At 74.2% G+C, this 26,956-nt stretch carries 20 protein-coding genes; 14 read left to right on the top strand and 6 right to left on the bottom strand.

The genetic code is table 11. From position 1 onward, the window contains the following. Positions 1-12: 12 nt before the first annotated feature. Complete coding sequence (gene bla, locus ACFWFZ_RS20835; protein ID WP_387124270.1) at positions 13-915, bottom strand: class A beta-lactamase; 903 nt, start codon at positions 913-915, stop codon at positions 13-15. A gap of 100 nt (positions 916-1,015) precedes the next feature. Then, positions 1,016-2,281: a saccharopine dehydrogenase family protein gene (locus ACFWFZ_RS20830; protein ID WP_387124269.1), complete on the bottom strand. Its 1,266-nt coding sequence runs from the start codon at positions 2,279-2,281 to the stop codon at positions 1,016-1,018. A 114-nt stretch (positions 2,282-2,395) separates the two neighbouring features. Here ACFWFZ_RS20830 and ACFWFZ_RS20825 point away from each other — a divergent pair, with 114 nt between their 5' ends. The 13 genes from ACFWFZ_RS20825 to ACFWFZ_RS20765 all read left to right on the top strand — a co-directional run bounded on the left by ACFWFZ_RS20825 (position 2,396) and on the right by ACFWFZ_RS20765 (position 21,104). Next, positions 2,396-3,103, top strand: a complete 708-nt coding sequence (locus tag ACFWFZ_RS20825; RefSeq protein ID WP_387124268.1) for a TetR/AcrR family transcriptional regulator — start codon at positions 2,396-2,398, stop codon at positions 3,101-3,103. A gap of 104 nt (positions 3,104-3,207) precedes the next feature. Continuing rightward, a complete protein-coding gene (locus tag ACFWFZ_RS20820; protein WP_387124267.1) occupies positions 3,208-3,474 on the top strand; it encodes a DUF4235 domain-containing protein in 267 nt (88 codons plus the stop codon). Positions 3,475-3,524: 50 nt separating this feature from the next. Then, positions 3,525-4,076, top strand: coding sequence for a GNAT family N-acetyltransferase (locus tag ACFWFZ_RS20815; protein ID WP_387124266.1), 552 nt, complete (start codon positions 3,525-3,527; stop codon positions 4,074-4,076). 483 nt (positions 4,077-4,559) lie between these two features. Next, positions 4,560-6,284 (top strand): BTAD domain-containing putative transcriptional regulator, encoded by a 1,725-nt coding sequence (locus ACFWFZ_RS20810; RefSeq protein ID WP_387124265.1) that lies wholly within the window; start codon positions 4,560-4,562, stop codon positions 6,282-6,284. A gap of 195 nt (positions 6,285-6,479) precedes the next feature. Beyond that, positions 6,480-8,777, top strand: a complete 2,298-nt coding sequence (locus ACFWFZ_RS20805; protein ID WP_387124264.1) for a TOMM precursor leader peptide-binding protein — start codon at positions 6,480-6,482, stop codon at positions 8,775-8,777. Continuing rightward, positions 8,764-10,758, top strand: coding sequence for a TOMM precursor leader peptide-binding protein (locus tag ACFWFZ_RS20800; RefSeq protein ID WP_387124263.1), 1,995 nt, complete (start codon positions 8,764-8,766; stop codon positions 10,756-10,758). Before ACFWFZ_RS20805 ends, ACFWFZ_RS20800 begins: the two co-directional genes overlap by 14 nt. 40 nt (positions 10,759-10,798) lie before the next feature. After that, entirely contained in the window at positions 10,799-12,364 is a 1,566-nt protein-coding gene (locus tag ACFWFZ_RS20795) for a SagB family peptide dehydrogenase (protein WP_387124262.1), read from the top strand. Between the two features lie 13 nt (positions 12,365-12,377). After that, positions 12,378-15,143, top strand: coding sequence for a lantibiotic dehydratase (locus tag ACFWFZ_RS20790; protein ID WP_387124261.1), 2,766 nt, complete (start codon positions 12,378-12,380; stop codon positions 15,141-15,143). Then, a complete protein-coding gene (locus ACFWFZ_RS20785; RefSeq protein WP_387124283.1) occupies positions 15,140-16,270 on the top strand; it encodes a lantibiotic dehydratase C-terminal domain-containing protein in 1,131 nt (376 codons plus the stop codon). Before ACFWFZ_RS20790 ends, ACFWFZ_RS20785 begins: the two co-directional genes overlap by 4 nt. Beyond that, positions 16,267-17,367, top strand: coding sequence for a metalloprotease (locus ACFWFZ_RS20780; RefSeq protein WP_387124260.1), 1,101 nt, complete (start codon positions 16,267-16,269; stop codon positions 17,365-17,367). The genes ACFWFZ_RS20785 and ACFWFZ_RS20780 overlap by 4 nt, the downstream gene beginning before the upstream one ends. A gap of 52 nt (positions 17,368-17,419) precedes the next feature. Next, entirely contained in the window at positions 17,420-18,418 is a 999-nt protein-coding gene (locus ACFWFZ_RS20775) for an ABC transporter ATP-binding protein (RefSeq protein WP_387124259.1), read from the top strand. Further along, a complete protein-coding gene (locus ACFWFZ_RS20770; protein WP_387124258.1) occupies positions 18,415-19,170 on the top strand; it encodes an ABC transporter permease in 756 nt (251 codons plus the stop codon). The genes ACFWFZ_RS20775 and ACFWFZ_RS20770 overlap by 4 nt, the downstream gene beginning before the upstream one ends. Next, positions 19,167-21,104: a TOMM precursor leader peptide-binding protein gene (locus ACFWFZ_RS20765; protein ID WP_387124257.1), complete on the top strand. Its 1,938-nt coding sequence runs from the start codon at positions 19,167-19,169 to the stop codon at positions 21,102-21,104. The genes ACFWFZ_RS20770 and ACFWFZ_RS20765 overlap by 4 nt, the downstream gene beginning before the upstream one ends. Positions 21,105-21,182: 78 nt before the next feature. On the opposite strand, the gene ACFWFZ_RS20760 is transcribed toward ACFWFZ_RS20765, so the two are convergent. Continuing rightward, positions 21,183-21,356: a thiazolylpeptide-type bacteriocin gene (locus tag ACFWFZ_RS20760; protein ID WP_007268044.1), complete on the bottom strand. Its 174-nt coding sequence runs from the start codon at positions 21,354-21,356 to the stop codon at positions 21,183-21,185. 172 nt (positions 21,357-21,528) lie between these two features. On the opposite strand from ACFWFZ_RS20760, the gene ACFWFZ_RS20755 reads away from it, so the two are divergent. Continuing rightward, the gene (locus ACFWFZ_RS20755) at positions 21,529-22,788 is read left to right on the top strand and encodes an amidohydrolase (protein ID WP_387124256.1); all 1,260 of its coding nucleotides are present in this window, start codon (positions 21,529-21,531) and stop codon (positions 22,786-22,788) included. Between the two features lie 15 nt (positions 22,789-22,803). On the opposite strand, the gene ACFWFZ_RS20750 is transcribed toward ACFWFZ_RS20755, so the two are convergent. From ACFWFZ_RS20750 to ACFWFZ_RS20740, 3 genes are all read right to left on the bottom strand, one after another. Then, positions 22,804-23,793, bottom strand: coding sequence for a hypothetical protein (locus ACFWFZ_RS20750; protein ID WP_387124255.1), 990 nt, complete (start codon positions 23,791-23,793; stop codon positions 22,804-22,806). A 50-nt stretch (positions 23,794-23,843) separates the two neighbouring features. Further along, positions 23,844-24,362, bottom strand: coding sequence for a hypothetical protein (locus tag ACFWFZ_RS20745; protein WP_387124254.1), 519 nt, complete (start codon positions 24,360-24,362; stop codon positions 23,844-23,846). Positions 24,363-24,467: 105 nt separating this feature from the next. Next, positions 24,468-26,885, bottom strand: coding sequence for a proprotein convertase P-domain-containing protein (locus ACFWFZ_RS20740; protein WP_387124253.1), 2,418 nt, complete (start codon positions 26,883-26,885; stop codon positions 24,468-24,470). Positions 26,886-26,956: the final 71 nt, after the last annotated feature.

Genomic DNA, 26,956 nt, shown 5'->3' with positions numbered 1-26,956 from the left:
GCCGCCCGCGCCTCAGGTGAGTGCCGCCGCCAGCACTTCGGCCGCCCGGGCGACCAGGGCGTTCTCGCGCGGCGCGGCCGCGTCCGGCTTGGTGGTCAGCACGGCCAGCTCCACGGGCGGCCGCCCGGGCGGCCAGGCGATGCCCACGTTGTTGTTGGTCCCGTACGACCCGGCGCCCGTCTTGTCCCCGATCACCCAGTCGCGGGGCAACCCGGCGCGGAACCGCTCGCCGCTCGTCGTGTTGGACACCAGCCACCGTGTCAGGAGCTCCCGGTGCCGCGGGACGAGCGCGTCGCCGAGCACGAGCCGCCCGTACGTGCGCGCGATGGCCCGGGGGCTGGTGGTGTCGGTCACCCGCGACGGCTCGGCCGAGTTCAGCTCGGGCTCCCACCGGTCGAGCCGTGTCGTGCGGTCCCCGACGGAACGGCAGAAACGGGTGATCGCCGTGGGCCCGCCCAGCTCGCGCAGCAGCAGGTTCGCGGCGCAGTTGTCGCTCTGGGCGATGGCGGCCGAGCACAGCTCGGCCACCGTCAGCCCGTGGGCGATGTTCTCCGGCAGCTCGGTCACCGAGCCGCCGCCCGCGCCGGTGACGTCGCCCCGCGTGTAGCGGATCCGCCGGGCGAGGAACGCGCCGTCGCGGTCCAGGTCCCGCATGACGGCCGCCGCGGCCGGCGCCTTGAACACCGAGCACATGGGGAACAGCTCGTCGGCGCGGTACCGCACCGTCCGGCCCGTGCCCGTGTCCCGCGCGTACGCCCCCACCCGCGCGCCGTACTCGCGCTCCAGCGCGCGCAGCCGCCGCACGGCCTCGCCCTCCCCGCCGGGCGTCGCCGCACGGGCCGCGCCCGCCGGCAGGGCCGCGCCCAGCGCCACTCCCGCTCCCAGAGTCAGTACGGCACGACGGGTCTGCTCCACGTCGCCTCTCCTCTCCCTTTGACGGCTACGTGGTGACAAAGACGCCAAAGATGATCAATCCGGTTCCGTCCGGCGGGCGTTGCGGGCGCAGCGGGCGGTGTCAGCGGCCCGGAGCGGGGGTGGGGCCTTGAGCGGGGGTGGGTCCCTGCTCGCGTACCGCCCAGGGCGAGCCGTACGCCGTCAGCAGGTCGAGGAACGGTACCGGCGGCAGGGCCTCGGGGCCCAGGACCCCGGCCCCGGACCACACGCCGGTCGCGAGGAGTTCGAGCGCCACCACCGGGTTCACGGCGGTCTGCCAGACGACGGCCTGGGAGTCGTACTCGCGCATCGACCACTGGTTGTCGACCACGTGGTAGAGGTACACCTCGCGCGGCCGGCCGTCCTTGGTGCCCCTGACCCAGGTGCCGGCGCAGGTCTTGCCGGTCATCCGGTCCCCGAGCGTCGCCGGGTCGGGAAGGCAGGCGGCGACCACGTCGCGCGGCGAGACCCGGACCTCGGCGCCGTCCTCGCCGCGGACCGGGACCCGGGCGGTGGAGTCCAGGCCCAGCGCGTGCAGGGCCTTGAGCTTGCCGATGAAGTCGTCGCCCAGGCCGTACTTGAACGTCACCCGGCGGGCGCCGACCCAGCGCGGGACCAGCAGCACCTCCTCGTGCTCGACGTTGACGCACTCGACCGGCCCGATGCCCTCGGGGAAGTCGAAGACCTCCGGCTCGCTGAACGGCTCGGTGGTGAACCAGCCGCGCCCGCTCTCGTACACCACCGGAGGGTTCAGGCACTCCTCGATCGTCGTCCAGATGTTGAAGGACGGGGCGAAGTCGTAGCCCTCGACGGTCAGGTTCGCGCCGTCGCGGATGCCGATCTCCTCGATGTCGTCGAAGAGCTCGTCGGCCGCGTAGCGGGCGAAGACGTCCGACAGGCCGGGCTCCACGCCCATGCCGACGAGCGCGAGGCGGCCGGACTTCTCCCAGTCCGCGGCCCGCTCGAACTGCTCGTCGCCGAGCTTCACCCCGCACTCGGCGTGCGGGTGGTCCGGGTGCGGACGGGAGAGGGACATGGCCATGTCGACGTAGTGGCTGCCCGCCGCCAGCGCGGCGTTGAACAGCGGCATCACGAAGCGCGGGTCGGTGGCGTTCATCAGTACGTCGCACCCGTGCTCGGTCAGCAGCCCGGTCACCGCCGCCTCGTCGGAGGCGTCGACGCGGCAGGCGCTGAACCGCTGCTCGTCGGCGCCCAGGGCCGTGACCGCGGCCTGCGCGCGGGCCGGGTCGTAGTCGGCGACGACGAAGTGGTCGAAGAAGTCACGACGGGCGGCGATCTTGGTGATCGCGCTCCCGACACCGCCGGCACCCACAAGCAGAACACGCATGTCTTGGTCCTTATCTCGGCGAGGCGTGCGCCTCAGGGGGCTGATGGAACCGGGCGCCCCGAGTTAAGGTCAATGGTGTTGGCATAAGGCCGGGACGTTACGGAGGCGGGCGGCGTGGCGAAGGACGTGGTTCCCGAGGAGGCGCGCAGGCGGCGGCGGCCGACCCGCAGGGGGACGGTGCTCTCCGAGCGCCTGATCGTCGAGACGGCGCTGCGGATGGTGCGCGAGCACGGCAGCGCGGGCCTGTCCGCCCGGCGGCTCGGCGCCGCCCTCGGCGCGGACCCCAGCACGCTCTACCGGTACTTCGAGGGCATGGACGGCCTCACCCTCGCCATCGGCGAGGAGCTGATCGGCCGGGCGCTCGCCGGCTGGGCCCCGACCGGCCGGTGGCGCGAGGACCTGCGCGCCCTCGGACTGCGCATCCACGGCGCCTACCTCGCCCACCCGCAGGCCGCGCTGCTGACCGCGAGCCGGGTGACCGGCCGGCCGCGCGAGATCGCGGCCGACGAGGCGATCCTGGGCATCCTGCGCGGGGCGGGCTTCGGCGACGGGGACGCGGTGCGGATCTACCACGCCTACATCGACCAGAGCCTGGCCTTCGCGGCGCTCGACGCGGGCCCGCTCGCGCTGACGGCCCAGGCCCGCGCGTCGGACGAGGAGCGGTGGGAGTCGACGTACGCCCGGCTGCCGGCCGACGCGTACCCGAACATCGCGGCCACCGCCGGGCTGCTGGCCGCCCGTATGCCGCACAGCGCCTACCCGGTCGCCCTGGAGATGCTGCTGGAGACGGCGGAGCGGCAGCTGGCGGACTCCGGGGGCTGAGCCGGGGCCGGGCGCCAGTCGCGCGTCGGCCGGGCGTTAGGCGCGCGTCGGAGCGGGCAGGCGCCGGGGAGAAGCGCACGCGGACCCGTCCTGAGGAGGCACTGATGAAGGCTTCGGCAGTCGCGTACAAGCCCGTGGGGCTGGCTCTCGGCGCCCTCGGAGGCGCGCTGGCCGGCGCCGCGTTCAAACAGGTGTGGAAGAGGCTCGGCCACGAGGGCGACGCGCCGAACGCCACCGACGAGGACCGGTCGTGGCGGGAGATCCTCATCGCCGCGGTCCTGCAGGGCGCCGTCTTCGCCGTGGTCAAGGCGTCCATCGACCGGGGCGGAGCCGTGGCCGTCCGCCGGCTCACCGGCACGTGGCCCGACTGAGGGCCTGACTGACCCGACCGGTGCGCCGAGGTTGCGATACGTTGACGCTCATGACCGGACTCGATCACGTGGCCTGGCCGACCGCCCCGATACGGACCGAGCGGCTCGTGCTGCGCGAGTCCGAGGCGCGGGACCGTGCGGCGTTCGTCGACCTGTTCGCCTCGCCGGAGGTGGGCGCGTACGTCGGCGGCTCTCGCCCGCGTGAGGAACTGGAGCGTGCGGTGCCCGAGCTGCCCGGCCGGCGTCCGGGCTTCTTCGTGGTCGACCTCGACGGAGCGATGATCGGCATGGTCACGCTCGACCCGCGCGACGCGGGGCGTCCCGGACACGTCCGCCCGGAAGGCGGGGAGACCGAACTCGGCTACATGTTCCTGCCGCAGGCCTGGGGCCGCGGGTACGCCGCCGAGGCATGCGCGGCGGTCCTCGACTGGCTCGCCGGCGTACGTCCCGGCGAGCCCGTCGTGCTGTGCACCCAAAGCGCCAACGACCGCGCGATGCGCCTCGCGGCGAAGCTGGAGTTCACCGAGGCGGAGCGGTTCGTGGAGTACGGCGCCGAGCAGTGGTTCGGCGTGCGCGCGCTCCCCGCTCGCACCTCCGCCTGAGCCGGCGTCCGGGGAGCACGCGCGCACCGCGAACCCCGGCTGAGCACCTGTGAACCGCCGCTTCCGGCAGTTCGGAGGGCGGCCCCCGCGACGGGGATAAAGATCGGCCATATCAGTGGCGTGTTATGCACCTTAATTGGATCACGACATCGTGCTTGGATGGCGCCGCCACAGTAATTCGTTTACCGCTTAACGGTTTTGACGAACCGGCGGTAACTCCTTGAAGCGTCCGGGTTACGGAGAAGGGAGAAAAGGTCGACGGGAAGGAATTGGGCCATCCGTCGGCTCGACTTCCACAAGATCCGTTATGTAGTGTTCCCGTTATTCACCACCCAACGGGGGCGGACGGCAACTTCGGGATTGGTCCGGACTATTTCCGGCGTGTGACGGCCCCGCAGAACCGGCAGACCACCGCCCCCGCCGCGCTCCCCATTGGGGGAATGCGTGTCCCGACACGGGGGATCAATCATCCGGTTCCAGCTTTTGGGGCCCCTGAGCATCGCGCACGGCCCCGAAACCGTCGTTCTCAAACCGTCCAAGCCGACCAGTCTCCTCGCCGCCCTTCTGCTGCACCCGAACACGGTGGTGTCGGCCGCCTACCTGCTGCGCGCCGTGTGGGACGAGGAACCGCCCGCCACGGCCCGCGCCGCACTGCAGACGTGTGTCCTGCGGCTGCGCCGGCTGTTCGCCGAGTACGGCATATCCGCGACCACCATCGAGGCCGTACCGGGCGGGTACCGGATGCGCAGCGACACCGAGACCCTCGACCTCGTCCACTTCCGCACGCTCGCGGCCGGGGCCGCAGCGGCGGGCGACCCGGGGGAGGAGCTCTACCGGCTGCGCGAGGCGCTCTCCCTCTGGCAGGGGCAGCCCCTCGCCAACGTCGCCTCGCGCATGCTCCAGCACGACGCGGTGCCCGCCCTCGAACAGGAGCGGCTGCGGGTGCTGGAACGGGTCTGCGACCTCGAACTCGCCGCCGGAAACTGCCATCAGGTCCTGGTCGACCTGTACGAGAGCGCACGCCGGCACCCGGTGCGCGAACGCTTCACCGAGCAGCTCGTCGAGGCGCTCTACCGCACCGGGCGGCAGGCCGAGGCGCTCGCCGAGTACCGCACGGTGCGCGACCGGCTGCGGGACGAACTCGGCATCGACCCCGGACCGGGACTGCGCCGCCTGGAACTCGCCATCCTGCGCGCCGAGGAGCTGGCGCCCGCCCCGCCGCGGCCCGCGCGCACCGCGACCGCGGCAGGAGCACCCGCGCTGCCCGCCGGCGCGTCCGCCGCGGGTCGGCCGGTCCGCGCGCTGCCGCCCGTCCCGGCCTTCGCCGGGCGTGACGCCGACCGCAGGGCCATGGCCGCCCGGCTCACCGCCGCCGGTGGACCGCGCCTGGTCGTCGTCTCGGGAGCGCCGGGCATCGGCAAGTCCGCGCTCGCCCGCCAGACCGCCCACGAGGTGCAGGAGGCCTTCCCCGGCGGTGTGTTCACCCTTCAGCTGGCCCGGCCGGACGGGACCCCGGTCGCCGTCGAGGAGGCGGCGCGGCTCCTGCCGGAAGCGGCCCCCGGCCGCTGCCTGATCGTCCTGGACGGTGCGGCCGGCGCCTGGCAGGTGCTGCCGCTGCTGCCCGTCGCGCAGGACGCCGCCGTCCTCGTGACCAGCAGGCGCCAACTGGCCGCGGTCGTCGCCACGCACGGCGGCGCCGTGCACCGCCTCGACGTGCTCCGGCCGGCCGAGGCGTACGGGCTCCTCGCCGGGCTCGTCGGCCCGGAACGGATCGCGGCGGAGCCCGCCGCAACCCGTGAACTGGCCTCCGTGTGCGGGCACTTCCCGCTGGCCCTGCGGATCGCCGCGGGACGGCTGCTGACCCGGCCCGGCCTGTCCGTCGCGGACTGCGCGGCCTGGCTCGCGGAGGATCCCCCCGCACGGCTGGCGCTCGCGGAGGACGCCGGGCTCTCCGTCCCCGAGGTGCTGGGGCAGGCCCTCGACGCACTGGCCCCCGAGCTGCGGGAGGCGTTCTTCCGGCTGGGCGCAGGCGGAGCCGCCGCGGAGCCGTCGGCCGGGGAGAGTGAATCCGTACTCGAACAGCTCGTGGAGGCGGGGCTGTTGGAGGACGGGCCGCCCGGCCCCTACCGCCTCCACGACCTGCTCCGCATCTACGCGCGTTGGCGCGTGCGCACGCACGAGACGGCGGTCCCGGCCGCGCCGCGCTGACCGCGCACCGGCCCGCACCGTCCGCACCGCCCGCACCGGCCCGCGCCGCCCCGCCCCGCACCCGTCTTCCGTCCCCGCCCCGCCCCGCACCCGTCCTCCGTCCCCGCACCGCACGCCTCCCCGCTGTTGGCTCCCTCCCCCGTTCCAGGCTGCTCCCTCCCTGATCCCGCCCAGACCGCACCCAGGGGTGTTCCCATGGCCCACGCCAGCTACGAAGCCGTTGCCGCGACCCGTCCCCGGATCCGCCGCGACGTGCTGTTCACCGAGACGCCCGACGGCGTGCTGTTCCACAACGCGGACGGCGGCTTCCGCCTCACGGCCAAGTCCGCCTACCGCTTCGCGACGCTGATCGTCCCCCACCTCACCGGCGAGCACTCCGTCGCCGACCTGTGCCGGGGCCTCGGCGAAGCGCAACAGACGATGGTCGGCGAACTCGTCCGGACCCTGTACGAACGGGACTTCGCCCGGCCCGTCACCACCCCGGCCGAGCCCGCGGCCGGCCAGGCGGCGCCCGACCCGGACGTGGCCCGCCGGTACGCCCCGCAGATCGCCTACGCCGACCACTACTCCGACGACGCCGAGGCCCGCTTCCTGCGCTTCCGCCACACCCGGGTGGCCGTCCTCGGCGACGACGACATCGCCCGCTGGTGCGCGTCGAGCCTGATACGCAACGGCTGCGCGGTCGTCGGCGTGACACCGGCCCTCGCCACGCCCGCCTCCGCCCCGCCCGCCTCCGGCACCCCCGTACCGGGCACCCCCGCCCTCGACGCCGAGGTGGCCGAGGCCGTCGCCGACGGCTGCCCGGTCGAGCTCCGCACCGTGCCGACGGCCCCGGGACGGGAACCCGCCTGGCCCGAACTGTCCGACTACGACCTCGTGGTCGTCACCGGCGGCCGCACCGCGCCCGCCCGCCTGCTGCCTCTGCTGCGCGCCGGCATCCCGGCCGGCCGCACCCTCCTGCCGGCCTGGTCGTACGGCGCCGACGCCGTCATCGGACCGCTCATGACCTCCGGCACCCCCGGCTGCTGGGCCTGCGCCGCGCTCCGGCTCGGCGCCGCCGCCGGCCGCGACGGCGCCGCCGCGGCCGCTGCCGACCTGTGGAGCACCCTGGCCCTGCCCGGCGGGCCCGCCGCGTCCGGCCCAGAGCCCGGGCGTCCGCTGGCCGCCATGATCGGCAACCTGCTGGGCTACGAGGTCTTCCGCACCACCTCCGGCGCCCTGCCCGCCGAGACCGCCGGTCAGGTGATCGTGCAGGACATGGCCTCCCTCGATGTCACGGCCGAGCCGCTCCACGCCCACCCTCGCTGCCCCTTCTGCGCCCCGGCCGCCGAGTCCGCCCACCGGCCCGCGGCCCCCGTGGACCTCGCAGAGGCAGGTACCGGCGCGGCCCCCGCCCTGCCCACCCTGGAGACCGCACGCGCAGCGGACGCCCTGGTGGAGGAGCTGAACCGGCGCTCCGCACTGGTCCGCCCGTACACCGGCGTCTTCACGCGCTACGCCGACGAACCGCTGACCCAGATCCCCCTCAAGCTGAGCGCGGTCGAGCTCGGCACCGGCCGCGCGGGCCCCCGGGCGATCACGGCCTTCGACGTCCACCACGTCGCCGGGGCCCGGATGCGGGCGCTGGACGCCGCCGCAATGGTCTACGCCGAGCACGTCGTCCCCGCGTACGGCGTCGCCGCCCGGGGCGAGGGCGCGGTCGCGGAGGGCTCGCTGACCGTCGCCTCCGGTCTGCCCGGCACGGCCACCGCCTGGCAGCAGGCCGTCTCCCTCGTCACGAAGGAGCCCGCGCTCGTGCCCGCCGGCGCCGTCCGCCCCTTCGGCCCCCACAACGCCGACCGGCTCTTCGAACGCACCCGCGCCGGCGCCGGGGCCGGACCCTCGCCCGCCGACGCGGCCGCCGCGGGCCTGCTGTCCGCCCTGGCCCACGACGCCCTGCTGCGGGCCGTCCACGGCGCCGCGGCAGCGCCGCTACCGCTGACCGATACCGGCACCGACGCCACCGACGACGCGCACGACGCCGAACTCGTCTTCCTCGTACGGTCGGCGGAGCGCCTGGAGCTCCCCGTCGAGCTCCTCGACCTCGGCGAGGCGGCGCGCTCCGGCGTACACGTGCTGCTCGCCCGCGCCGGGGAACGCTGGGCCGTGGGCGCCGCCCTGGACCGGCAGACCTCGGCGGTGACCGCGCTGCGGGACCTGCTGGGCGCCGTCCAGTACGAGCGGGACGACGCCGCTCCCGGCGGGCGCGCCGACACCGGTGACCCGCTCCTGGCCGACCTCGACGCCCGGACGCTCACGACCTCACCCGGCGCCCGGACCCCCGGCCCGGACCGGGCCGCCGCCGACTGGTCCGAGGTACTGGACCGGCTGCGGGCGGCGGGCCGCGACGCCTGCGCCGTACCCACCGGGACCCCGGACCTGGCCTCGGCCGGACTCCACACCGCCAGAGTGCTGCTGACCACCGCCCAGGAGCCGGGCGATGACGACCACTGACCGGCTGACGACCACGGATCCGCTGACGGCCACGGACGCGCTGACGGCCACTGATCGGCTGACGGCCTGCGGCCCCGCCCTCTCCCACGTCCTCGGCCCCGGCGCCGCGGCCCGCTTCACCGCACGGCTGGGCCGTGCCCTCGCCGTGCTCGGCGGGCCCCCGGTCACGCTCACCCCCCTCGGTGTCGACGACGCCTTCACCCGGCCCGTGCCCGGGAGCACCGACGCCCGGGCCGTGCCCGTGCACCTGTACGGCCACCAGGCGGTCGTCGGGCCGCCCGGCGGCTGCGCCCGCTGCCTGGAACGCCGCTGGCAGGCGGTGCGGTCCGTCGCCCTCCGCGACGCCCTCGAACTCGGCGGCGGCACCCGGGCCGCCGGGGACTGGCCGTACGCGCACCCCTTCGCCGCCGACGCGCTGGCCGCGCTGGTCACGGCCGCCGGGGAACCCCGCCCCGGCGCCCCCGGGCCCGGCGGCGTCTTCCCCGACGTCCGGCTGCTGGACCTGCGGACCGGCCTCGTACGCCGCTATCGGCTGGTCCCCGACCCGGAGTGCCCGCTCTGCGCCACCCCGTACGAGGACACCGCCGACGCGGCCGTGCCCGAACTGCCGCCCGCGCCCAAACACCGGCCCGGGGTGTTCCGTACCCGGCCCGTCGAGTCGTACGGGATCGACGTGGCGGCCTTCGCGAACCCGCTGTGCGGGGCACTGGGGCCCTCCCTCGTCCAGGACGTCTCGTCCACCTCCACCTCCGCGACCATCGGCTGCTTCTCCATGCGCTCGGGTGAATACCTGCGCGAGACGTTCTGGGGCGGCCACACCGACGCCTTCGCGCGCAGCGCACACGTGGGGATCCTGGAGGGGCTGGAGCGCTACGCCGGGATGCGGGCGCGCGCCCGGACCACGAGCGTCACCGGCTCCCTCAGGCGGTTCGGCGCCGACGCGGTCGACCCGCGGGAGACCGGCCTCTACAGCGAGGCCTTCCACCGGGACAACCCGCGCGTGCGCCCCTTCCACCCGGACCGGGAGATCGCCTGGGTGTGGGGCTGGTCGCTGCGCGACCGGGTGCCCCGCCTGGTCCCGGAGATCCTGACGTACTACCACGCCCCGGGCCTGGAGAACCGGTTCGTGCAGGAGAGCTCCAACGGCTGCGCGTCCGGCGGCAGCCTGGCCGAGGCCGCCTACTTCGGCCTGATGGAGGTCGTCGAGCGCGACGCCTTCCTGCTCACCTGGTACGGACGGCAGCCGCTGCCGGAGATCGACCCGGCGAGCAGCTCCCGGCGCTCGACCCGGGCGATGGTCGACCGACTGGCGATGTACGGCTACCGGGCCCGGTTCTTCGACACCCGGATCACCTTCCCCGTCCCCGTCGTGACGGCGGTCGCCGAACGGTTCGACGGCGGACCCGGCCGGATGTGCTTCGGCGCCGGCGCCGGCCTCGACCCGGAGTCCGCCCTGGCCTCGGCGCTATGCGAGATCGCCACCGACGCCGTCAACCTGCCCGGGCGCACCGAACGCGACGAGACCCGGCTGCGCGCCATGGCGGCCGACTTCGACCTGGTCACGGCGCTGCACGACCATCCGCTCGTCTACGGGGTACCGGAGATGGGCGCGCACGCGGACTTCCTGCTGCGCGGCCCCGGCCGCGAGCGCCCGCGGACCGTCGCCGAGCTGGAGTGGCCCGACGCGTGGGGCGCGCCCGCCTCGGACGACGTACGCGACGACCTGGAGCGGTGCGTGTCGGCGGTCGCGGCCGAGGGGTTCGACGTCGTGGTCGTCGACCAGACGATGCCCGAGCAGCGGGGGCTGGGACTGCACACCGTGAGCGTGCTCGTCCCCGGCCTGCTCCCCATCGACTTCGGATGGTCCCGGCAGCGGGCGCTCGGCATGCCCCGGATGCGGACCGGCCTGTTCACCGCCGGTCTGCGCGAGCGCCCGCTGGAGCCCGGCGACCTCAACCCGGCACCCCACCCCTTCCCCTGACCGGCCACCGCCGGTGTCCGCCCCCAACGCAGGAGGACCCATGGGCCACGCCCATGTCTACGCCCACGAGATCATGCACCGCGGCAGGGTGCCGATGGAGCCCGTCGACTTCGTCCCCGACTGGGCCGACCGGCCCCGCAAGGCCAAGTTCCACCCGGACGCCGAGACGTTCCCCCTGCCCCCCTCACCGGCCGGGCCCCCGCACACGGCGCCGGGGCCGCCCGCGCCCGGCTTCACCCTGCCGCTGCTGTCGGGGATGCTGCGGGACTCCTGCGGGCTGACCGGCCGGCGCCTCGCGGTCCAGGCCAACACCGACCTGGCGGCGCTGCCGCACTACCGCCACGCGAACTGGTCGCGCGGCACGGCTTCGGGCGGCGGTCTCTACCCGGTGGCCGTCCACTGGGCGGCCGGACCGGGCGGACCCCTGACCCCCGGCCTCTACCACTACGCACCGCACCAGCACGGGCTGCGCCGACTCCTGACGGGCGATGTCACGGGCGATGTCCGGGAGGCGCTCGGCGCGGGGACGGGCGCCGCCGGGCAGGCGGCGCAGTACCTCGTCCTCACCGTCAAGTACTGGCAGAACGCCTTCAAGTACAACAGCTTCTCCTTCCACGCCGTCAGCATGGACGTGGGCGCGCTCGTGCAGACCTGGCGGCTGTGGGCGGCGCGGTACGGGCTGCGGATCGACCCGCTGCTCTGGTTCGACGAGGAGCGCCTGGCCCGGCTGCTGGGCGTGGCCCCCGAGGAGGAGGGCGTCTTCGCCGTCGTCCCGCTGACCTGGGAGGGCGCGCCGACACCCGCCGAAGGCGGCGCGACGGGCGCCTCCGCGCGCCACCAGGATGTCGAACGCTCCCGCCGCGTCATCGAGTTCGAGGCGCTGCGGCGCATCCACGAGGCCACCGCCGGACGGGCCGCCGACCGCCCGGCGCCGGGTGCCCTGGACGCGGCGGCCGCCCACCCGCCGCGCGGCGCCGATCCGCTGCCGCTCCCGGCTCCCCCCGCACCGCCCGTCGGCACCGGCCGCGCCCTGCGCGAGCGCCGCAGCAGCTTCGGCCGCTTCGACGCCTCCCGCCCGGTCGCGGCCGGGCAGCTCGCCGCCGCGCTGGCCGACTGCGCGGCCACCCGGTTCGGGACCGAGGCCGAGCGCCCCGCCGGGCCGTCCCTCACCTCCCTGTACGCCTTCGTCAACCACGTCGAGGGCATCGCCCCGGGCGCGTACGCCTACGACCCGGCCGCGCACACCCTGCGCCTGCTCAAGCCGGGACCGCCCGGCCCCTTCCTCCAGCGCAACTACTTCCTCTCCAACTACAACCTGGAGCAGGCCGGCGCGGTACTCGTCCCGACGGTGCGCACCACCGCCGTACTGGACGGCGTCGGCGACCGCGGCTACCGGCTCGTGGGAGGTGCCGTCGGCGCCGTCGCGCAGACCTTCTACACCACCGCCGCGGCCTTCGGCCTGGGCGCAGGGGTGGCGCTCGGCTTCGACAACATCTCGTACATCGAGGAGCTGGGGCTGACCGGCACCGACGAGGCGCCCCTGTTGATCATGCTGCTCGGCCGTGAACGCCCGAGTCCGGCCGACTTCCGCCACGAGATCGCCTGAGGGGAGCGGCACGATGAACACCACCGAGTGGCACGCGGGCGACCGCTTCATGCTGCGCGTCGCAGGACTCGCCCTGACCGAGGTCCGCGCCCTGCGCGCCGACGGCACCCGCGGCTGGGCCGAGGACGTCCTCAACGCCGAGACCGGCCTGCGCCAGGGCGCCCAGAGGCTGGAAGACGTGCTCCACGCTGCCGTCGGCGCCACCGACCCGGCACCGGACGGACCCGGCGCGGCCCAGCGCCGCGCCCTGCTGCGGCTGCGCCGCCAGATCCACAACGACCGGCTGCCGGCCCGGCCCGACGCCTCGACCGAGACCGCCGTGGAGGCCGTGGCCGCCGTGGACGAATGCGCCGCCGAGCAGCTCGCCGGCTGGCTGCACCGGCGCCGCCTGCTGGACAAGCTGCGGGCGGAGGGTCCCTCGCTGCTCACCGCCGACCTGGCGCGCAACCGGACCGCGCTGCGCGAGCTGGTCGCCGACGAGCGCCTGCGCAGCGGCCTGCTGCTCGCCTCACCGGTGCTCGAACGGCAGCTCGACGCCTACACCCGCGCCGAAGGGGCGGAGAACGGGCGGACCCGCAAGGCGGAGCGGTCCCTGCTGTCGTACGTGTACCGCACGGCCTGCAAGACGAGCCCGTTCAGCACCCTCACCGCCGTGGCCACCGGACACTTCACGGACACCCCCGGCACCGAAGCCCCCGCCGCGATGCGGGTGGCCGACGCGTGGAGCAGCCACGTACGGCTCAACGTCGTGGTCCTGGCCCGGCTCGCCGAGCTGATCCTGGCCGACCCCGTGCGCCGCCGGGACCTGCCGCTGCGCCTCGCCTCCGGCTGGGGCCACGAGGACGACCGGATCCGCTACGTCCGGCGCTCCGTGACGGCGGGCGACGACGCGGCCGCGGTCACCTTCGACGCCGTCGAGGACCGGCTGTTCTACCTGCGCCGCAGCGGCACCCTCGACCGGCTCCTCGACCTGTTCGCCGAGCGCCCAGAGCCGCGCCACCGGGAACTGACCGACTGGCTCGCGGCCGAGCACGGAGCCGGCCCCGCGGAGTGCGAGGCGTACGTCTGCGCCCTCCTCCAGCTCGGCATGGTGCGCGTGCCCCTCCTGGACACCGAGGTGCACAGCCATGACCCGCTGCGCTCCTTCCAGCAGGCGCTGACCTCGCTGGAGCGGCCCTGGGCCGACCGGCTCGCCGCCCTGCTCGAAGCGCCCGCCGCCGCCCTGGCCGGCTACCCGGCCGCCGGGTACGCGGGGCGGGCCGACCTGCTGCGGGTGCTGCGCAGTGGACTGCACCGCGCCCAGGAGGAGCTGGGCGCCCCGGACGCGGCGCTGCCGCAGACCCTGCTCTACGAGGACGTCAGCGCCGGCAGCGACCTGCCCTGCCCGCCACGCGACTGGACCGCGCTGCGGTCGGTCGAGCGGATCCTGCCCGCCTTCGACCTCACCCTGGCCCAGCGGATCACCTTCGAGGGGTTCTTCACCGCGCGGTACGGGGCCGGGGGCCGCTGCGAGGACCTCCTCGGGCTGGTGCACGACTTCCACGAGGACTTCTTCGACCAGTACCTGTCGTTCACCGCACGGCGCAAGCCCTTCGACGAGCGCGGCGAGTACGTCGCGGAGGAGAACTGGCTGGGCCTGCCGGGCATCCGCGCCCTGGACGCGGCACGCCGCACGTTCATCGCCCGGATGCGGCACGCGTGGGCGGCGTACGAGGCCGAGCACGGCCGAGACGGGACGGCCGTCCTGCGCCTCGGCGCATCGGACCTCGCCGCGGTCGCGGACGAACTCGATTCGATCACACCGGGGTTCGCGCCGCGCTGCCACCACCTCCAGCTCGGCCGCGATCCCGCCGACGGCACCCCGTTGACCGTGCTGAACCGCTCGTACGGCGGACTGTCCTTCCCCTACAGCCGCTTCACCCACGTGTACGACGGGGAGGGCGCGGACCTCTCCGACGCCCTGCGGGCCGCGGCGGAGCGGATCACCCCGCCCGGAGCGGTCCTCGCCGAGGTCACCGGCGGCCCCGTCACCACCAACCTCAACCTGCACGGCCGGCTGACCGGACACGAGATCGTCTGCCCCGGCGAGAGCGGCACCCTCCCGCCGGAGCGCCGGCTGCACCTGGACGACCTGTACGCCGAGCACGTGCCGGCGACCGGACGGGTGGTGCTGCGCTCGCGCCGGCTGGGCCGCGAGGTGATCCCCGTCTACCTCGGCCACCTGGTGCCGCTCGCGCTGCCCGCGATCCCGCGCACGCTCCTGCTGCTGTCCCCGTCGTCGATGTCACCGCTCGACGTGTGGGCGGGCGTACCGGAAGGCGCCGCGCGCGACCACGTGACCACCCGGCCCAGGGTGGTCCACGGCGACGTCGTGCTGAGCCGCCGCAGCTGGACCACCACCGCCGGCGACCTGCCCGTACGGGGGGCGCGGGAGGCCGGGCACTTCCTCGACTGGCAGCGCTGGCGCCGCGCCCACGGCCTGCCGGAGCAGGTGTTCGCGACGGTGTCGGCCGGTCCCTCGGCCGCCGGGGCCAAGCCGCAGTATGTGGACTTCGCGAGCCTCCTCTCGCTGGCCGCCTTCGAGACGCTGCTGCGCGATCCGGCCCACCGGGTCGTCTTCCGCGAGATGCTCCCCGACCCCGAAGGCCTGCACGTGCACTCGGCGCGCGGCGCGCACGTCGCCGAACTCGCCGTCGAGACCTTCACCACGACGCCCCGATACGCAGCAGACGCAGCAGACCAGGAAGAGCAGGAAGGCGGCACGCGATGTCCGAGATGACCCCGTCCACCACCGGCGCACGCGCCGACACCCGCGGCGCCTGGCAGGCCGTGCACGTCTTCTACGCCGCCAACCCGCAGCCCCTGCTGGTGCAGTGCGTCCGGCCGCTGATCGCCGGGCTCACCGCCGACGGGCTGCTCGCCGGGCACTTCTTCGTCAACTACTGGCTGGAGGGCCCGCACGTGCGGCTGCGGCTGCGCCCCGCCACGCCGGAAGCGCAGACCGAGGTGCGGCGCCGCGCCGAGGAGGCCGTCGCCGCCTTCCTCAAGGCCCGCCCGGCCCTCTACGAGGTCGATTCCGGATTCCTCAACGAGTTCTACAACACGCTGTTCGACATCGAGTTCCCCGAAGGCGACCGTGCCGCCTTCATGGGCCCCGACGGCCGGATGAACCTGCGGCCGAACAATTCGTACTCCCGCGAGCCGTACGAGCCCGAATACGGAAAGTACGGCGGCCCCGCCGGCGTCGAACTCGCCGAATGGCATTTCGCCCGCTCCAGCGATCTGGTCATCGACGCGCTGCACCGCATGAACCTGCACCTGCGCACCGTCCTGCTGGGCACCTCCGCCCAGCTGATGATGGTCATGGCGGGCGTCTTCCTGCCGGACCGGGAGGAACTCGCCGGGTATCTCGACCGGTACTACGAGTTCTGGCACCAGGCCTTTCCCGGCACCGGGTTCATCGGTTCCGAGGAGTACGACCGGACCTACGGGCAGACCGCACCCGGGCTCGGGCGCCGCTTCGCGGCCGTGCGCGGCGCGCTCGCCTCCGGGGAGAGCGCCCGGCTCCCCGCGTTCCTCGCCGGGTGGGCCGACCACTGCCACGAGCTGCGCGAGCGCGCCGAAGCGCTCGCCGCCGCCGGCGAGCTGGTCTTCCGCTCCTGGGACGGCACCCGGGACGAGCGGGTGACGGACCCCGCCGAGGCCCTGCCGCTGCTGCTCTCCCCGTACATGCACATGACCAACAACCGGCTGCACGTGACCATCCGGGACGAGGCGTACCTGGCGCACCTGCTGGGCCGGGTGCTGCGCGAGGGCGAGGGCGAGGGCGAGGGCGAGAGCGAGGGCGCCGGAGGCGGCGCAAGCGGCGTCGAGGTCCCGGCCGGCGGTACGGCGGCCGCCACGTGACCGGGCTGCTGGACCACCGGCCCGCCCTGCGCCCGGAAGTCCTGCTCTCCCCGCCCCTCCTCGACGGGCCGGCCACCGTCCACCTGGTCAAGGACCCGGTGTCCGGAGCCTCGTTCGAGATCGGCCCCAAAGAGCACTTCCTCGTCTCACGGCTGGACGGCACCCGCAGCCTGGCGGAGATCGGCACCGAATACGGCCGCGCCTTCGGACGGCGGCTGGGCGAGGGCAACTGGCAGCAGCTCCTCGCCCTCCTCGGCAGCCGGCGGCTGCTCGCCGGCGGCCCGCCGCCCGCCGCACCCGCCCCGTCCGGCGGGCCGCTCCGGGGCGGCCTGCTGCGCGGCACGCTGCGCCTGGTCGCGGACGCCGACGCCACGACGGCCCGCCTGCACCGCGCACTGCGCCCGCTCCTGCACCCGGCGGTGCTCGGCGTACTCCTGCTCGGCTGCCTCGCCATGGAAGCGGCCCTCGCCGCGTCCCTCGGTGAACTCCTCACCGCTTTCGGGTGGTTGCTGCGCCATCCGGTGCCGCTGCTGGCCGTGGCGACCCTGATGTGGCTGAGTACCGCCCTGCACGAGTTCGCGCACGGTGTCGCCGCCCGCCACGTCGGCGGGACCGTCGGCGAGATCGGCCTGCGCTGGCGGCTGCCCGTCGCCATCATGTACTGCACGGTCGACAACTACCGCTTCCTGAGGCGGCGTCGGCACCAGCTGGCGGTCGCCTCCGCGGGAGCCTTCGCCAACCTGCTGTTCCTGCTGCCGTTCGCCGCCTGGTGGGCGGCACTGCCCCCGGGCGACGACCCCACCCGGCGGACGCTCGCCGCGCTGCTGCTCATCGGCAGCGCCCAGGCGCTCGTCAACCTGATCCCGCTGCCCCCGCTGGACGGCTACACGATGCTCGGCCACGGCCTGCGCGTCACACGCCTGGCGCCCGCCAGTTCCGGGTATCTGCGCCTGCGGATGCGCGACCGGACGGCCGCCGCCGCGTACCCGCCGCGCGCCCGACGGCTCTACCTCGCATACGCCGCCGGCTCCGCCGTCCTCGTCCTGCTGCTCGCCGCCGGCCTCACAGGAGCCGTCTGGTACGCCGCCACCGCCTGAACCACCACAGCCCGAACACCCCGCACGACAGACACAGAGGGACGCACGACCCATGACCACAGACAGCACCCAGCCGCCCGACTCCCCGGCCATCGCCGTGCAGGACGTCCACAAACGCTACGGCGACCGCCGGGCGGTCGACGGGGTCTCCCTCGACGTGCGCCGCGGCGAGTTCTTCGGGCTCCTCGGCCCCAACGGAGCGGGCAAGACCACCCTCATCGAGATCATGGAGGGGCTGCGGCAGGCCGACGGCGGCACGGTCACCGTCCTCGGCCAGAGCCCCTGGCCCCGCAACACCGCACTGCTGCCCCGGATGGGCGTACAGACCCAGGCCTCGGCCTTCTTCGTACGACTGAGCGCGCGCGAACACCTCGCCACCGTCGCCGGCCTGTACCGCCGCGACCCGGCGGCCGCGGACCGCACGCTGGAGAGCGTCGGGCTCACCGAGCAGCGCGACGTCCCGGTGGAGAACCTCTCCGGCGGCCAGCGCCAGCGCCTGGCCATCGCCTCCGCGCTCGTCCACGAACCGGAACTGATCTTCCTGGACGAGCCGACGGCCGCCCTGGACCCGCAGGCCCGGCGCGATCTGTGGGAGGTGCTGCGCGCCCTCAAGAGCCAGGGCCGCACGATCGTCTACACCACCCACCACCTCGACGAGGCCGAGGCCTTGTGCGACCGCGTCGCGATCCTCGTCGGCGGCCGCATCGCCGCCCTCGACTCGCCGCACCGGCTGGTCACCGCGGCCGGCGCGCCCTCCCGCCTGCTGCTGCCCGCCGGACGGCTCGGCGTCGAGGAGGCCGCGGCGCTGCCCGGCGTGGACCGCGCCGTCCTCCAGGGCGGCTCCCTCGTCCTGGAGACCGCGACGCCCGGCAAGGTGCTCCAGGCCGTGGACGCCCTCACCGGGCTGGACGGGGTCATGACCCGCACGGCCACGCTGGAGGACGTCTACCTCGAACTCACCGGCGCCGCAGTCACCGGTGCCGCACTCACCGGCGCCGCACACATCGGCCCGCAGGCCGGCCCCCACACCCGGACGGAGCACCAGGCATGAGCGCGTACACGGCCCTGACCGCCGCCGGCTACCGGGCGCAGGTCCGGGACAAGGCCACCCTCTTCTTCACCTTCGCCTTCCCGCTGCTCTTCCTGGTCGTCTTCGGCCTGATCTTCAGCGGGCAGGACGTCGAGGAGACCGGCCGCCCCTACATCTCCTACATCGCGCCGGGGGTGATGTCCTGGGGCGTAGCCAACGCGGCCGTCTTCGGCATCGCCTTCACCCTGATGCAGTGGCGCCGTGACGACCTGCTGAGGCTGATCCGGCTCACGCCCACCCCGCTGACGACCGTGCTCGCCTCCCGGTACGTCCTCGCCCTCGCCGTGGGCGTGGTGCAGGCGGCGGTGTTCATCGCGGTGGCCATGCTCCCCGGCTTCGGCCTGGTCCTGGACGGCCGCTGGCCGCTGGTGCTGCCCGCCCTGGTCCTCGGCATCACGGCCTTCCTCGCCATCGGCGTGATCGTCGGCACCTACGCCGACACCCCGGAGGCCGTCGCCGCCATCGCCAACTGCCTCATGGTGCCGATGGCGTTCCTGTCCGGCTCGTTCCTGCCGCTCGACATGATGCCGTCGTGGCTGCAGTCGGTCTCCCGAGTCCTGCCGCTGCGCTACCTCAACGACGCCGCGACCGGTGCGCTCACCGGCACCGGCTCCCTCGCCGCCATCGGCACCGGCTGCGCGGCACTGCTCGGCTTCGCCCTCCTCTTCGGCGCGATCGGCCTCAAGACCTTCCGCTGGAGCAACCGGACATGACGACGACCGCGCCACGTCCGCTCGCCCCCGACGGGACGCCCCTCGAAGCCGCCCGGCGCGACCTCGCCCGGGCGCTGGAGCCGCTCGGCGCCGTCGTGGTGACCCTGGGCGTGCACGACGCCCTGGGGCCGCGCGCCGCCGACCCGTTCGCCGCCGTCCGGCCCGCAGCCGGCGTCCACCTCAGCGCCCGGGAGGTCCTCGTCGGCCCGTGGGGAGGCGACGGCAGCGCACCGGCCTGCGGCCAGTGCCTGGCCATGCGCCGCCAGCGGCTGCGCAGCCGCAGCGAGCGCGACGCGCTGGAGACGGGCAGCCGGCCGGGCACGCCCACCGGGCCCGAATGGCCCCGGCTGTCCCCGTACGCGCACGACGCGGTGTACGCGCTGCACGAGGCCGTCCACGGCGGCCGGGCCACCGCACCCGCCGGGCCGGCCGCCGACCGGGCCCTGCCCCAGGTGTCCCGGCTGGACCTGGAGACGCTGCGGATCCGGACGTACCCGCTGCCGGCCGACCCGCTGTGCCCGGACTGCGGCCCGCGGGGCACCGACGCGCCGCGGCCCTTCAGGCCGGCGTCCAGGCCCAAGCCCCACCCCGGCGCTCAGCGGCTGCGCGCCGCGTCCTCCTACCCGATGCCGTACACGGCTCTGGCCAACCCGGTGACCGGGGTGCTCGGCGGCGGCACCTGGCAGAACGTCACCTCGCCGACCACTGCACCCGTCGCCGGGAGCGTCTTCATGCGCGGCTACGCCGGACTGACGGACGTCACCTGGAGCGGGCAGGCCAACAGCTTCACCGCCAGCCGCGACCTCGCCCACCTCGAAGGGCTGGAACGCTACGCCGGCACGCACCGCCGCACCGGGAACACCCTGCTCACCGCCTCGTACGCAGACCTGGGCGAGCGGGCGCTGGACCCGGCCGAGTGCGGCTTCTACGCGCCCGAGACCTACCGCGACGACCCGCTCGTGTCCCCTTTCGACCCCGAGCGGCCGATCCCGTGGGTGTACGGGCACTCGCTGCGCGACGACCGTCCGATCCTGGTCCCGGCCCGGCTGGTGCACTACAGCGCCGGCGTCGCCGCCGACAACTTCGTCTTCGAGTGCTCCAACGGCTGCGCCATCGGCAGCTGCCCGGAGGAGGCGCTGCTCGGCGCGCTGCTCGAACTCGTCGAGCGGGACGCGTTCCTGCTCGCCTGGTACGGGGGTCTGCGGCTCACCGAGATCGAGCTGGCGAGCGTACCGGGGACCGCCGTGCGCACGATGGCCGACCGGGCGGCGCTCCAGGGCTACGACGTGCACGCCTTCGACAACCGCGTCGACCTTGCGGTCCCGGTGGTGACCGGGCTCGCGGTGCGGCGCGACGGCGGCCCGGGGCTGTTCTCCTTCGGAGCCGGCGCCGCCCTCGACCCGGCGGCCGCGGTGGAGGCCGCCCTGTCGGAGGTGCTCACCTACATCCCGCACCTGCCGCGGCAGGTCGAGGAGCGGCGGGGCGAACTGGAGGCGATGGCGGCCGACTTCACCAGGGTGCTGCACCTGAAGGACCATGCCCAGCTGTACGGGCTGCCGGCGATGGCGGAACACGTTCGGCCCTACCGCGAGCCCCTGGCCGTACGGCCGATGGACGAGGTCTACCGGTCCTGGACCGACCACGGACGGCCCCGCACCGGCGACCTCCGCGACGATCTGCTGTGCGTCGCCGACGAGTTGGTGCGCGCCGGACACGATGTCATCGCCGTCGACCAGACCACCCCCGAGCAGCGGCGGATCGGGCTGCACACGGTCTGCGCGGTGGTGCCGGGGCTGCTGCCCATCGACTTCGGCTGGTCCCGGCAGCGCGCACCGTACCTGCCGCGCCTGCGCACCGCGCCACGCAGGGCGGGACTGCGGACGGCAGACCTCACCGGCGCCGACATCCGCCGGATCCCGCACCCGTTTCCGTAGGGCCGGCCCGAGCGGGCGGATGCCCCGGTCCCCGCACGCGCGGGGACCGGGGCATCCTGGCGTCCGCGGCCCGACGGGTCAGGCGGAGCAGGAGGTGGTGCTGGTGGTCGAGGAACAGGTCGAGGTGGAGCTGCAGCTCGTGGAGCCGGCGAGGACGACCTCGCTGGCGTCCGAGTAGTCGGAGATCTCGAAGGTCTCGGACTCCAGCTCCAGGATCTCGTCCGCGAGCGAGGCGAGGGGCGACTTCTCCATGATGACTCCTTCTGACGATCCGGTGAGGGGGCGGCGCCGGGCTGCGCCGGGCCTGCCCCCATCAGAGCCGGTGCCGCCGTCACCGGACCCCCCGTACCTCTGACACTCCGCTGACACGAGGTGTCAGCGGCCTGTCGTGACCGCCCCCGGTCCGTCGGCCGATCATGGGCCCATGACCGGCCACGCTCCCGCACCGCTCGCCCGACTCGGCGCGCACCTGCGCGACCTGACGACCTTCTACCTGGAACTGCACCGCGACCCGGAGCTGTCGGGAGCGGAACGGCGTACCGCGGACCGCTTCGCCGGCCGGCTGGAGTCGGCGGGGTACGCCACCACGCGGGACATCGGCGGACACGGCGTGGCCGGCGTGCTCCACAACGGGGAGGGGCCCACCGTCCTGCTGCGGGCCGAACTCGACGCGCTGCCGCTGCGGGAGACGACCGGGCTGCCGTACGCTGCCGGCGGGGAGGCGGCGCACGCCTGCGGGCACGATCTGCACCTGGCTGCGGCCGTCGGCGCGGCCATGCTGCTGGCGCGGACGCCGCAGGCCTGGTGCGGCACCCTCGTGGTGGTCGGGCAGCCGGCCGAGGAGACGCTGGAGGGGGCCGGGGCGATGCTGGCCGACGGCCTCTACCGGCGGTGCGGGCGGCCCGACGACGTCCTGGCCCAGCACGCGGCGCCGCTGCCGGCGGGGATGGTCGCGCACGGGTACGGGCCGGTGACGGCGGGCAGCGTCACCTTCCGGGTGGTGGTGCACGGCCGTGGCGGCCACGCGGGCGCCCCGCACCTCGCCGTCGATCCGGTGGTGGCGGCCGCGCGCGTGGTGACCGGACTCCAGACGGTGGTGGCGCGGGAGGCCGCCCCGGCGGACCAGGTGGCGGTGACCGTCGGCTCCTTCCGGGCGGGGGAGCGGGCGAACGTCATCCCGGACCGCGCCGAACTGGGCATCACCGTGCGGGCGGTGAGTGAGGCCTCGCTGGCCCGGGCGGCCGCGGCCGTCGAACGGATCGTGCGCGCCGAGTGCGCCGCCGCGGCCTGCCCCCGGGATCCGGAGATCGTCCGGCTCTCCGCCTCCCCCGTCACCCACCCGGATCCGGTGCTGACGGCGGCCGTACGGCAGGCGCACGCGGCCGAGTTCGGGGCGGAGCGGGTGGCGATGTGGCCGCCCTCGCTGGCGACGGAGGACTTCGCCCTGTACGGCGACGCGGGGACCGACGTGCACGGCGAGCGCGGCATCCGGCTCGGCTACTGGATGCTGGGTACGGTCGGCCCGGCCGCCTGGGCCCGCGCCCCGGGCACGACGGCGGCGGAGAAGATGGCGGCTCTTCCCGCCAACCACGCCCCGGACTTCGCCCCGGACGCCCGCACCGCCCTGCCGGCCGCCGTCCGCGCCCTGACCTCCGCGGCCCTGGCCCGCCTGGGCTCCCCCTGAACCGATCACGCCCCGTCAGCGGCCGGCCTTGCTGCCGGCCGCCTTCACCGCGGCGCCGTTGCGGGACCGGATCGGGTCCAGCGTGCCGAGGTGCTGGGCGATGAGCGCGGTCTGGAGCCTGGACTCCTCCTTGAACCAGATGTCGACCAGGCCCGTCTGCGTCTTGCAGTCGACCTCGGCGACGGCGATGGCGATCTCCTCCGGCGAGGGACGGCCCTCCACGTGGGGCACCCGGTCGGCCGCGTCGAACGGGGTCGTGAGGCCCTTGTGTCCCTTGCCGTCCATGCACTGCGACCACTCGCCCAGGGCCTTGGTGACGGCCGGCAGCTTCATCGACTCGGTGAAGGAGTTCCCGTTGAGCTCGGCGACGAACGTCAGGTCGTCCTGCGTGGGCTTCTCGATCTGCCCGGCCGCCCAGTTCGTGCAACCCCCCTCGTGGAGCTTCTTGCCGTTGTACGAGTCGCGGGCGCGCTCGGGGCTCTGCAGCGGCGTGTCCTTCGCGGCGGCGGCGGGCAGCTTCCGGCCGGTCAGGACCTCGAACGCCGCCGGTTCCAGCTCCGGGACCTTCTGCCGCACCGGCTCGGTGGCCTCGTCGGGCAGCCCGTACCCGTGGGCGGCCGCCGCCTCCCGGTCGGTGAGGCCGTAACGCCGCTCCATGTTCGCGTCGTTGTCGCTGGGCGGCGGGTTCGTGCCCTCCACCGGCAGCTGGACCGGGAGGCCGTAGTCGGCCATGCACCGCTCCTGGAGCTGCCGCACGGCCCCGTCGAGCAGGACGGTCTCCTCGAAGGTCTGCATGTAGGCCTCCAGCGGGAGCGTCAGCCCGCGCGCCAGGCCGCGCTCCGGGGTGGCCTTGGGCCACTTGGCCTTGTCGACCAGGGGCCGGTCCCCGGCCACGGGCGCCGCCGGCGTGGCGGACGGTGTGCCGCCGCCGGCGCAGGCGGTCAGCAGGCTGGTGGCCGCGACCACCACGATCGCGGCGGCGGATGCGCGCTGGTTGAACTTCACGGTCTCGGCTTCCTTTTCGAAGGGGGGGAGGGACGGGCGGGGCGGGCGGGTCAGGCGAAGTGCTGGGAGGCGTTCTCGTTCTTCAGCGCGGAGATCAGATTCGACCAGGGGCAGCTCCCGTAGGGCTCCCGCTTCTGGAAGTACTGGGAGGTGCCGCCGTAGCCGGAGTTGAAGTACACGCGGTAGGCGTCGGTGCCCGAGCAGTTCTGCACCGAGGCGGCGTTGTTCTTCATGTACTGCCAGGACCCGGTGCCGCTGCCGTTGAAGACGTACCGGAAGGTGGTGAGCGTGGAGCCCTGGTACTGGCTGGTCCCCGTGTAGTCGCTGACGTTGCCGTAGAACTGCGCCCAGCTGGAGGTGTAGGAGCCGTTCTTCACGGCCAGCTCCTTGGAGTTGTAGAAGAGCATCAGCAGGGGCTCGTTGGCGCAGTTGATCCAGGTCACGTCGCAGTTCGAGGTGACCTTGTGCTCGGCCGCGTGCGCGCTGGTGGCGGTGGCCGCCACCAGGGCCGTGGCCGCCGTCACCGTGGCGAGTACGGTGCCGAGACGGGCGCGGGAGGTCTTCTTCATGAGCGGGAGAGCCTTTCGTGTCCGGGGCGGGGCGGCGCGCCCCGCACCCGCGGGTGCGCAGGGCGCGCCGTTCGCCGTCGGTCGTCGGGGATGCCGGAAGCCGGCTCAGAACCTGACGACGAAGTTGTTGACCGTGCCGGTGTTGCCGGTGATGACGTCGTCGACGCGGAGCTTCCACCAGCCGTTGACCGGCAGGTCGGTCCCGTTGACCGTGTAGGTCTTCTTGAAGACGCCCGACCCGGTGGACGTGCCGCTCGTACCGGCCGCCTTGAGGAGGTGGAAGGAGCCGTCCGGGGCGATCAGGTCGATCTTGAGGTTGTTCAGGGCCTGGTGCTCGACGTGCACGTACACCTGGAGCTTGTCGGATCCGACGCCGGACAGGCCGTCGGCCTTGGTCCAGATCTCCGTGTAGTTCTTGTCCGGGATCGCCTTCACGGTCTGGTTCTCGTACGAGGGGAACCCGAGCGACCAGCCCTTGAGGTCGCCGGTGGAGCCGCCGGCCGAGTCGGTGACCTTGAGCGTCCACGTGCCGTTCGCGGTCGCGTCGGTGGCGTCCACACCGTAGGTGGTCTGGAGGGTGCCGCCGGCCTCGGAGCCGTACGGCTTGAGGGTGAAGGACTGGTTGTCGGGGCTCGTCAGGACGAGCCGCAGGTCGCCGATCCTGGTGTGGGTGAGGTTGGTGTAGACCTGGAGCGGGCCGGAGGCGTTGCCGGGGATCTCCGAGACGTTGATGGCCGAGGAGAGGGTGCCGGTGTCGGGGATGGCCTGGCTCGTGGTCTTCTCGAACGGCGTGGGGAAGATCAGCGACCAGGTGGTCAGCTTGCCCGCGTCGCCGTCGTCGGTGTCGGTCATGCGCAGCTTCCACTCGCCGCCCGCGGGCGAGTCGGAGGCGTCCACGGCGAACTGCGTGATGATGTTGTCGGCACCGTCGGAGATGTTCGAGCTCTTGAGCAGGTACGTCTTGCCGGTGGGCGAGAGGAGTTCCAGCTTGATGTCGCCCCGGTAGGCATGGGTGATGTTGACGGACGCGGTGAGGTTCTTCGGCGCGCTGCCGGGGTATTCGGTGACGGTCACCGGCGAGACGACCGGCGTGCCGGGCGTGCCCGCCCCGGCGGGGGCGTCGGGGATGTTCACGTCCAGGTCGTTGTCGACCTGGAAGGAGCGGGGCTTCTTGTCCGCCTCGGGCTTCGGCTCGATCGCCGAGACGGCCTTGCCGAGGTCGATGCGGGGCGTGGTCGTACCGGAGTAGGTGACCGAGGCGGCGCTGGTGGCCAGGAGCGACACCAGGCTGTCGATGCCCTCGGTGGGATAGGTCTGCTTCAGCACGGCGAGGGCGCCGGCCACGTGCGGGGCGGCCATCGAGGTGCCGTTCTTGGCTGCGTAGGTGTTGCCGGGCACGGAGGAGACGATCGAGGTGCCGGGGGCGAACAGGTCCAGCAGCGGGCCGCGGTTGCTGAAGGCGGAGACCTGGTCGTCATCGGTGGTGGAGCCCACGGTGACGGCGGAGGACACACAGCCGGGGGCGCTGACGGCGTCGGTGTAGCCGTTGTTGCCCGCGGCGACGACGGTGGCCACGTTCTCCGTGAGCAGGCTGTCGATGATCGCCTTGCGGGGGTCGGCGGCGCAGGCCGTCGTCCAGCGTCCGCCGCCCAGGCTCATGTTGGCGGCGACGATGCCGGTGCCGGCCTTCTTCAGCGCGTGGACCTTCTCCAGTCCCTTGATCTGGGAGCTGGTGAAGCTGAGCACGCACGGGCTGGCTCCGGCGCCGCAGTACTCGTCGGAGTCGAACTTCGAGAAGACCTGGACGGCGACGATGTCCGCGCCGGGTGCGACACCGCGGGTGGGCGCCCCGCTGATACCGGCTCCGTTGCCGGCGGCTATGCCGGCGACGTGCGTTCCGTGGGAGCAGGCGGTGCCCAGGGTGGCGCAGGCACCGGCCTCGGCGTCGGCGCTGCCGGGGCCCGTCTGCTCGGCGCTGCCGTCGGGGCAGAGGCTGGTGGCGCCGTAGCTCTCGTCGTTGACGGAGAAGCAGGCCTCCGTCTTGACGCGGCCCGCCAGGAACGGGTGCCTGGTGGCGACGCCGGTGTCGAGGACCGCGACGGCGGTCCCGGCGCCGGTCTTCCCGGCGGCGGCGGCCTTGTCGCTGCCGATCTTGACGGTGGATTCGTTCAGCGTCGGCGGGACCGGGACGTCCTCGGTGACGCTGAGGACGCCCGGCTTGGAGTTCAGTGTGTCGAGACCCGCACGGTCCACGCGCAGGGTGACCATCGGCACGGTGTCGTACGAGACGAGGGTCTGGCCCGCCTCGGACGCCGAGGCCAGGTCCGTGCGCTGGTCGGTGACGACGTTGACGCGCACGGTGCCGCCGCTCGCCGTCTCGTCGAGGAGCGGCGGGTCGACCGGGCCGGTCGGCGCCGCGGAGGCCGGGCTGGTGCCGATCAGCGGGTTGGAGGGCACCGGTATCGCGGTGAGCACCAGGGCCGCCGCGGTGGCGGTCACCAAGGCCCAGACGGGTCTTCTCACTTACTACTCCAGCTCGTGAAGGGGTTTTCGGCGCGCAAAAGGGGGCCGGGCAGCGAGGTTTTCTCGTTGCC

The organism is Streptomyces sp. NPDC060232 (genome assembly GCF_042726555.1).
In the GTDB taxonomy this organism is placed as follows: Bacteria; Actinomycetota; Actinomycetes; order Streptomycetales; family Streptomycetaceae; genus Streptomyces.
This window is presented reverse-complemented; position numbering and strand designations above follow the sequence as displayed.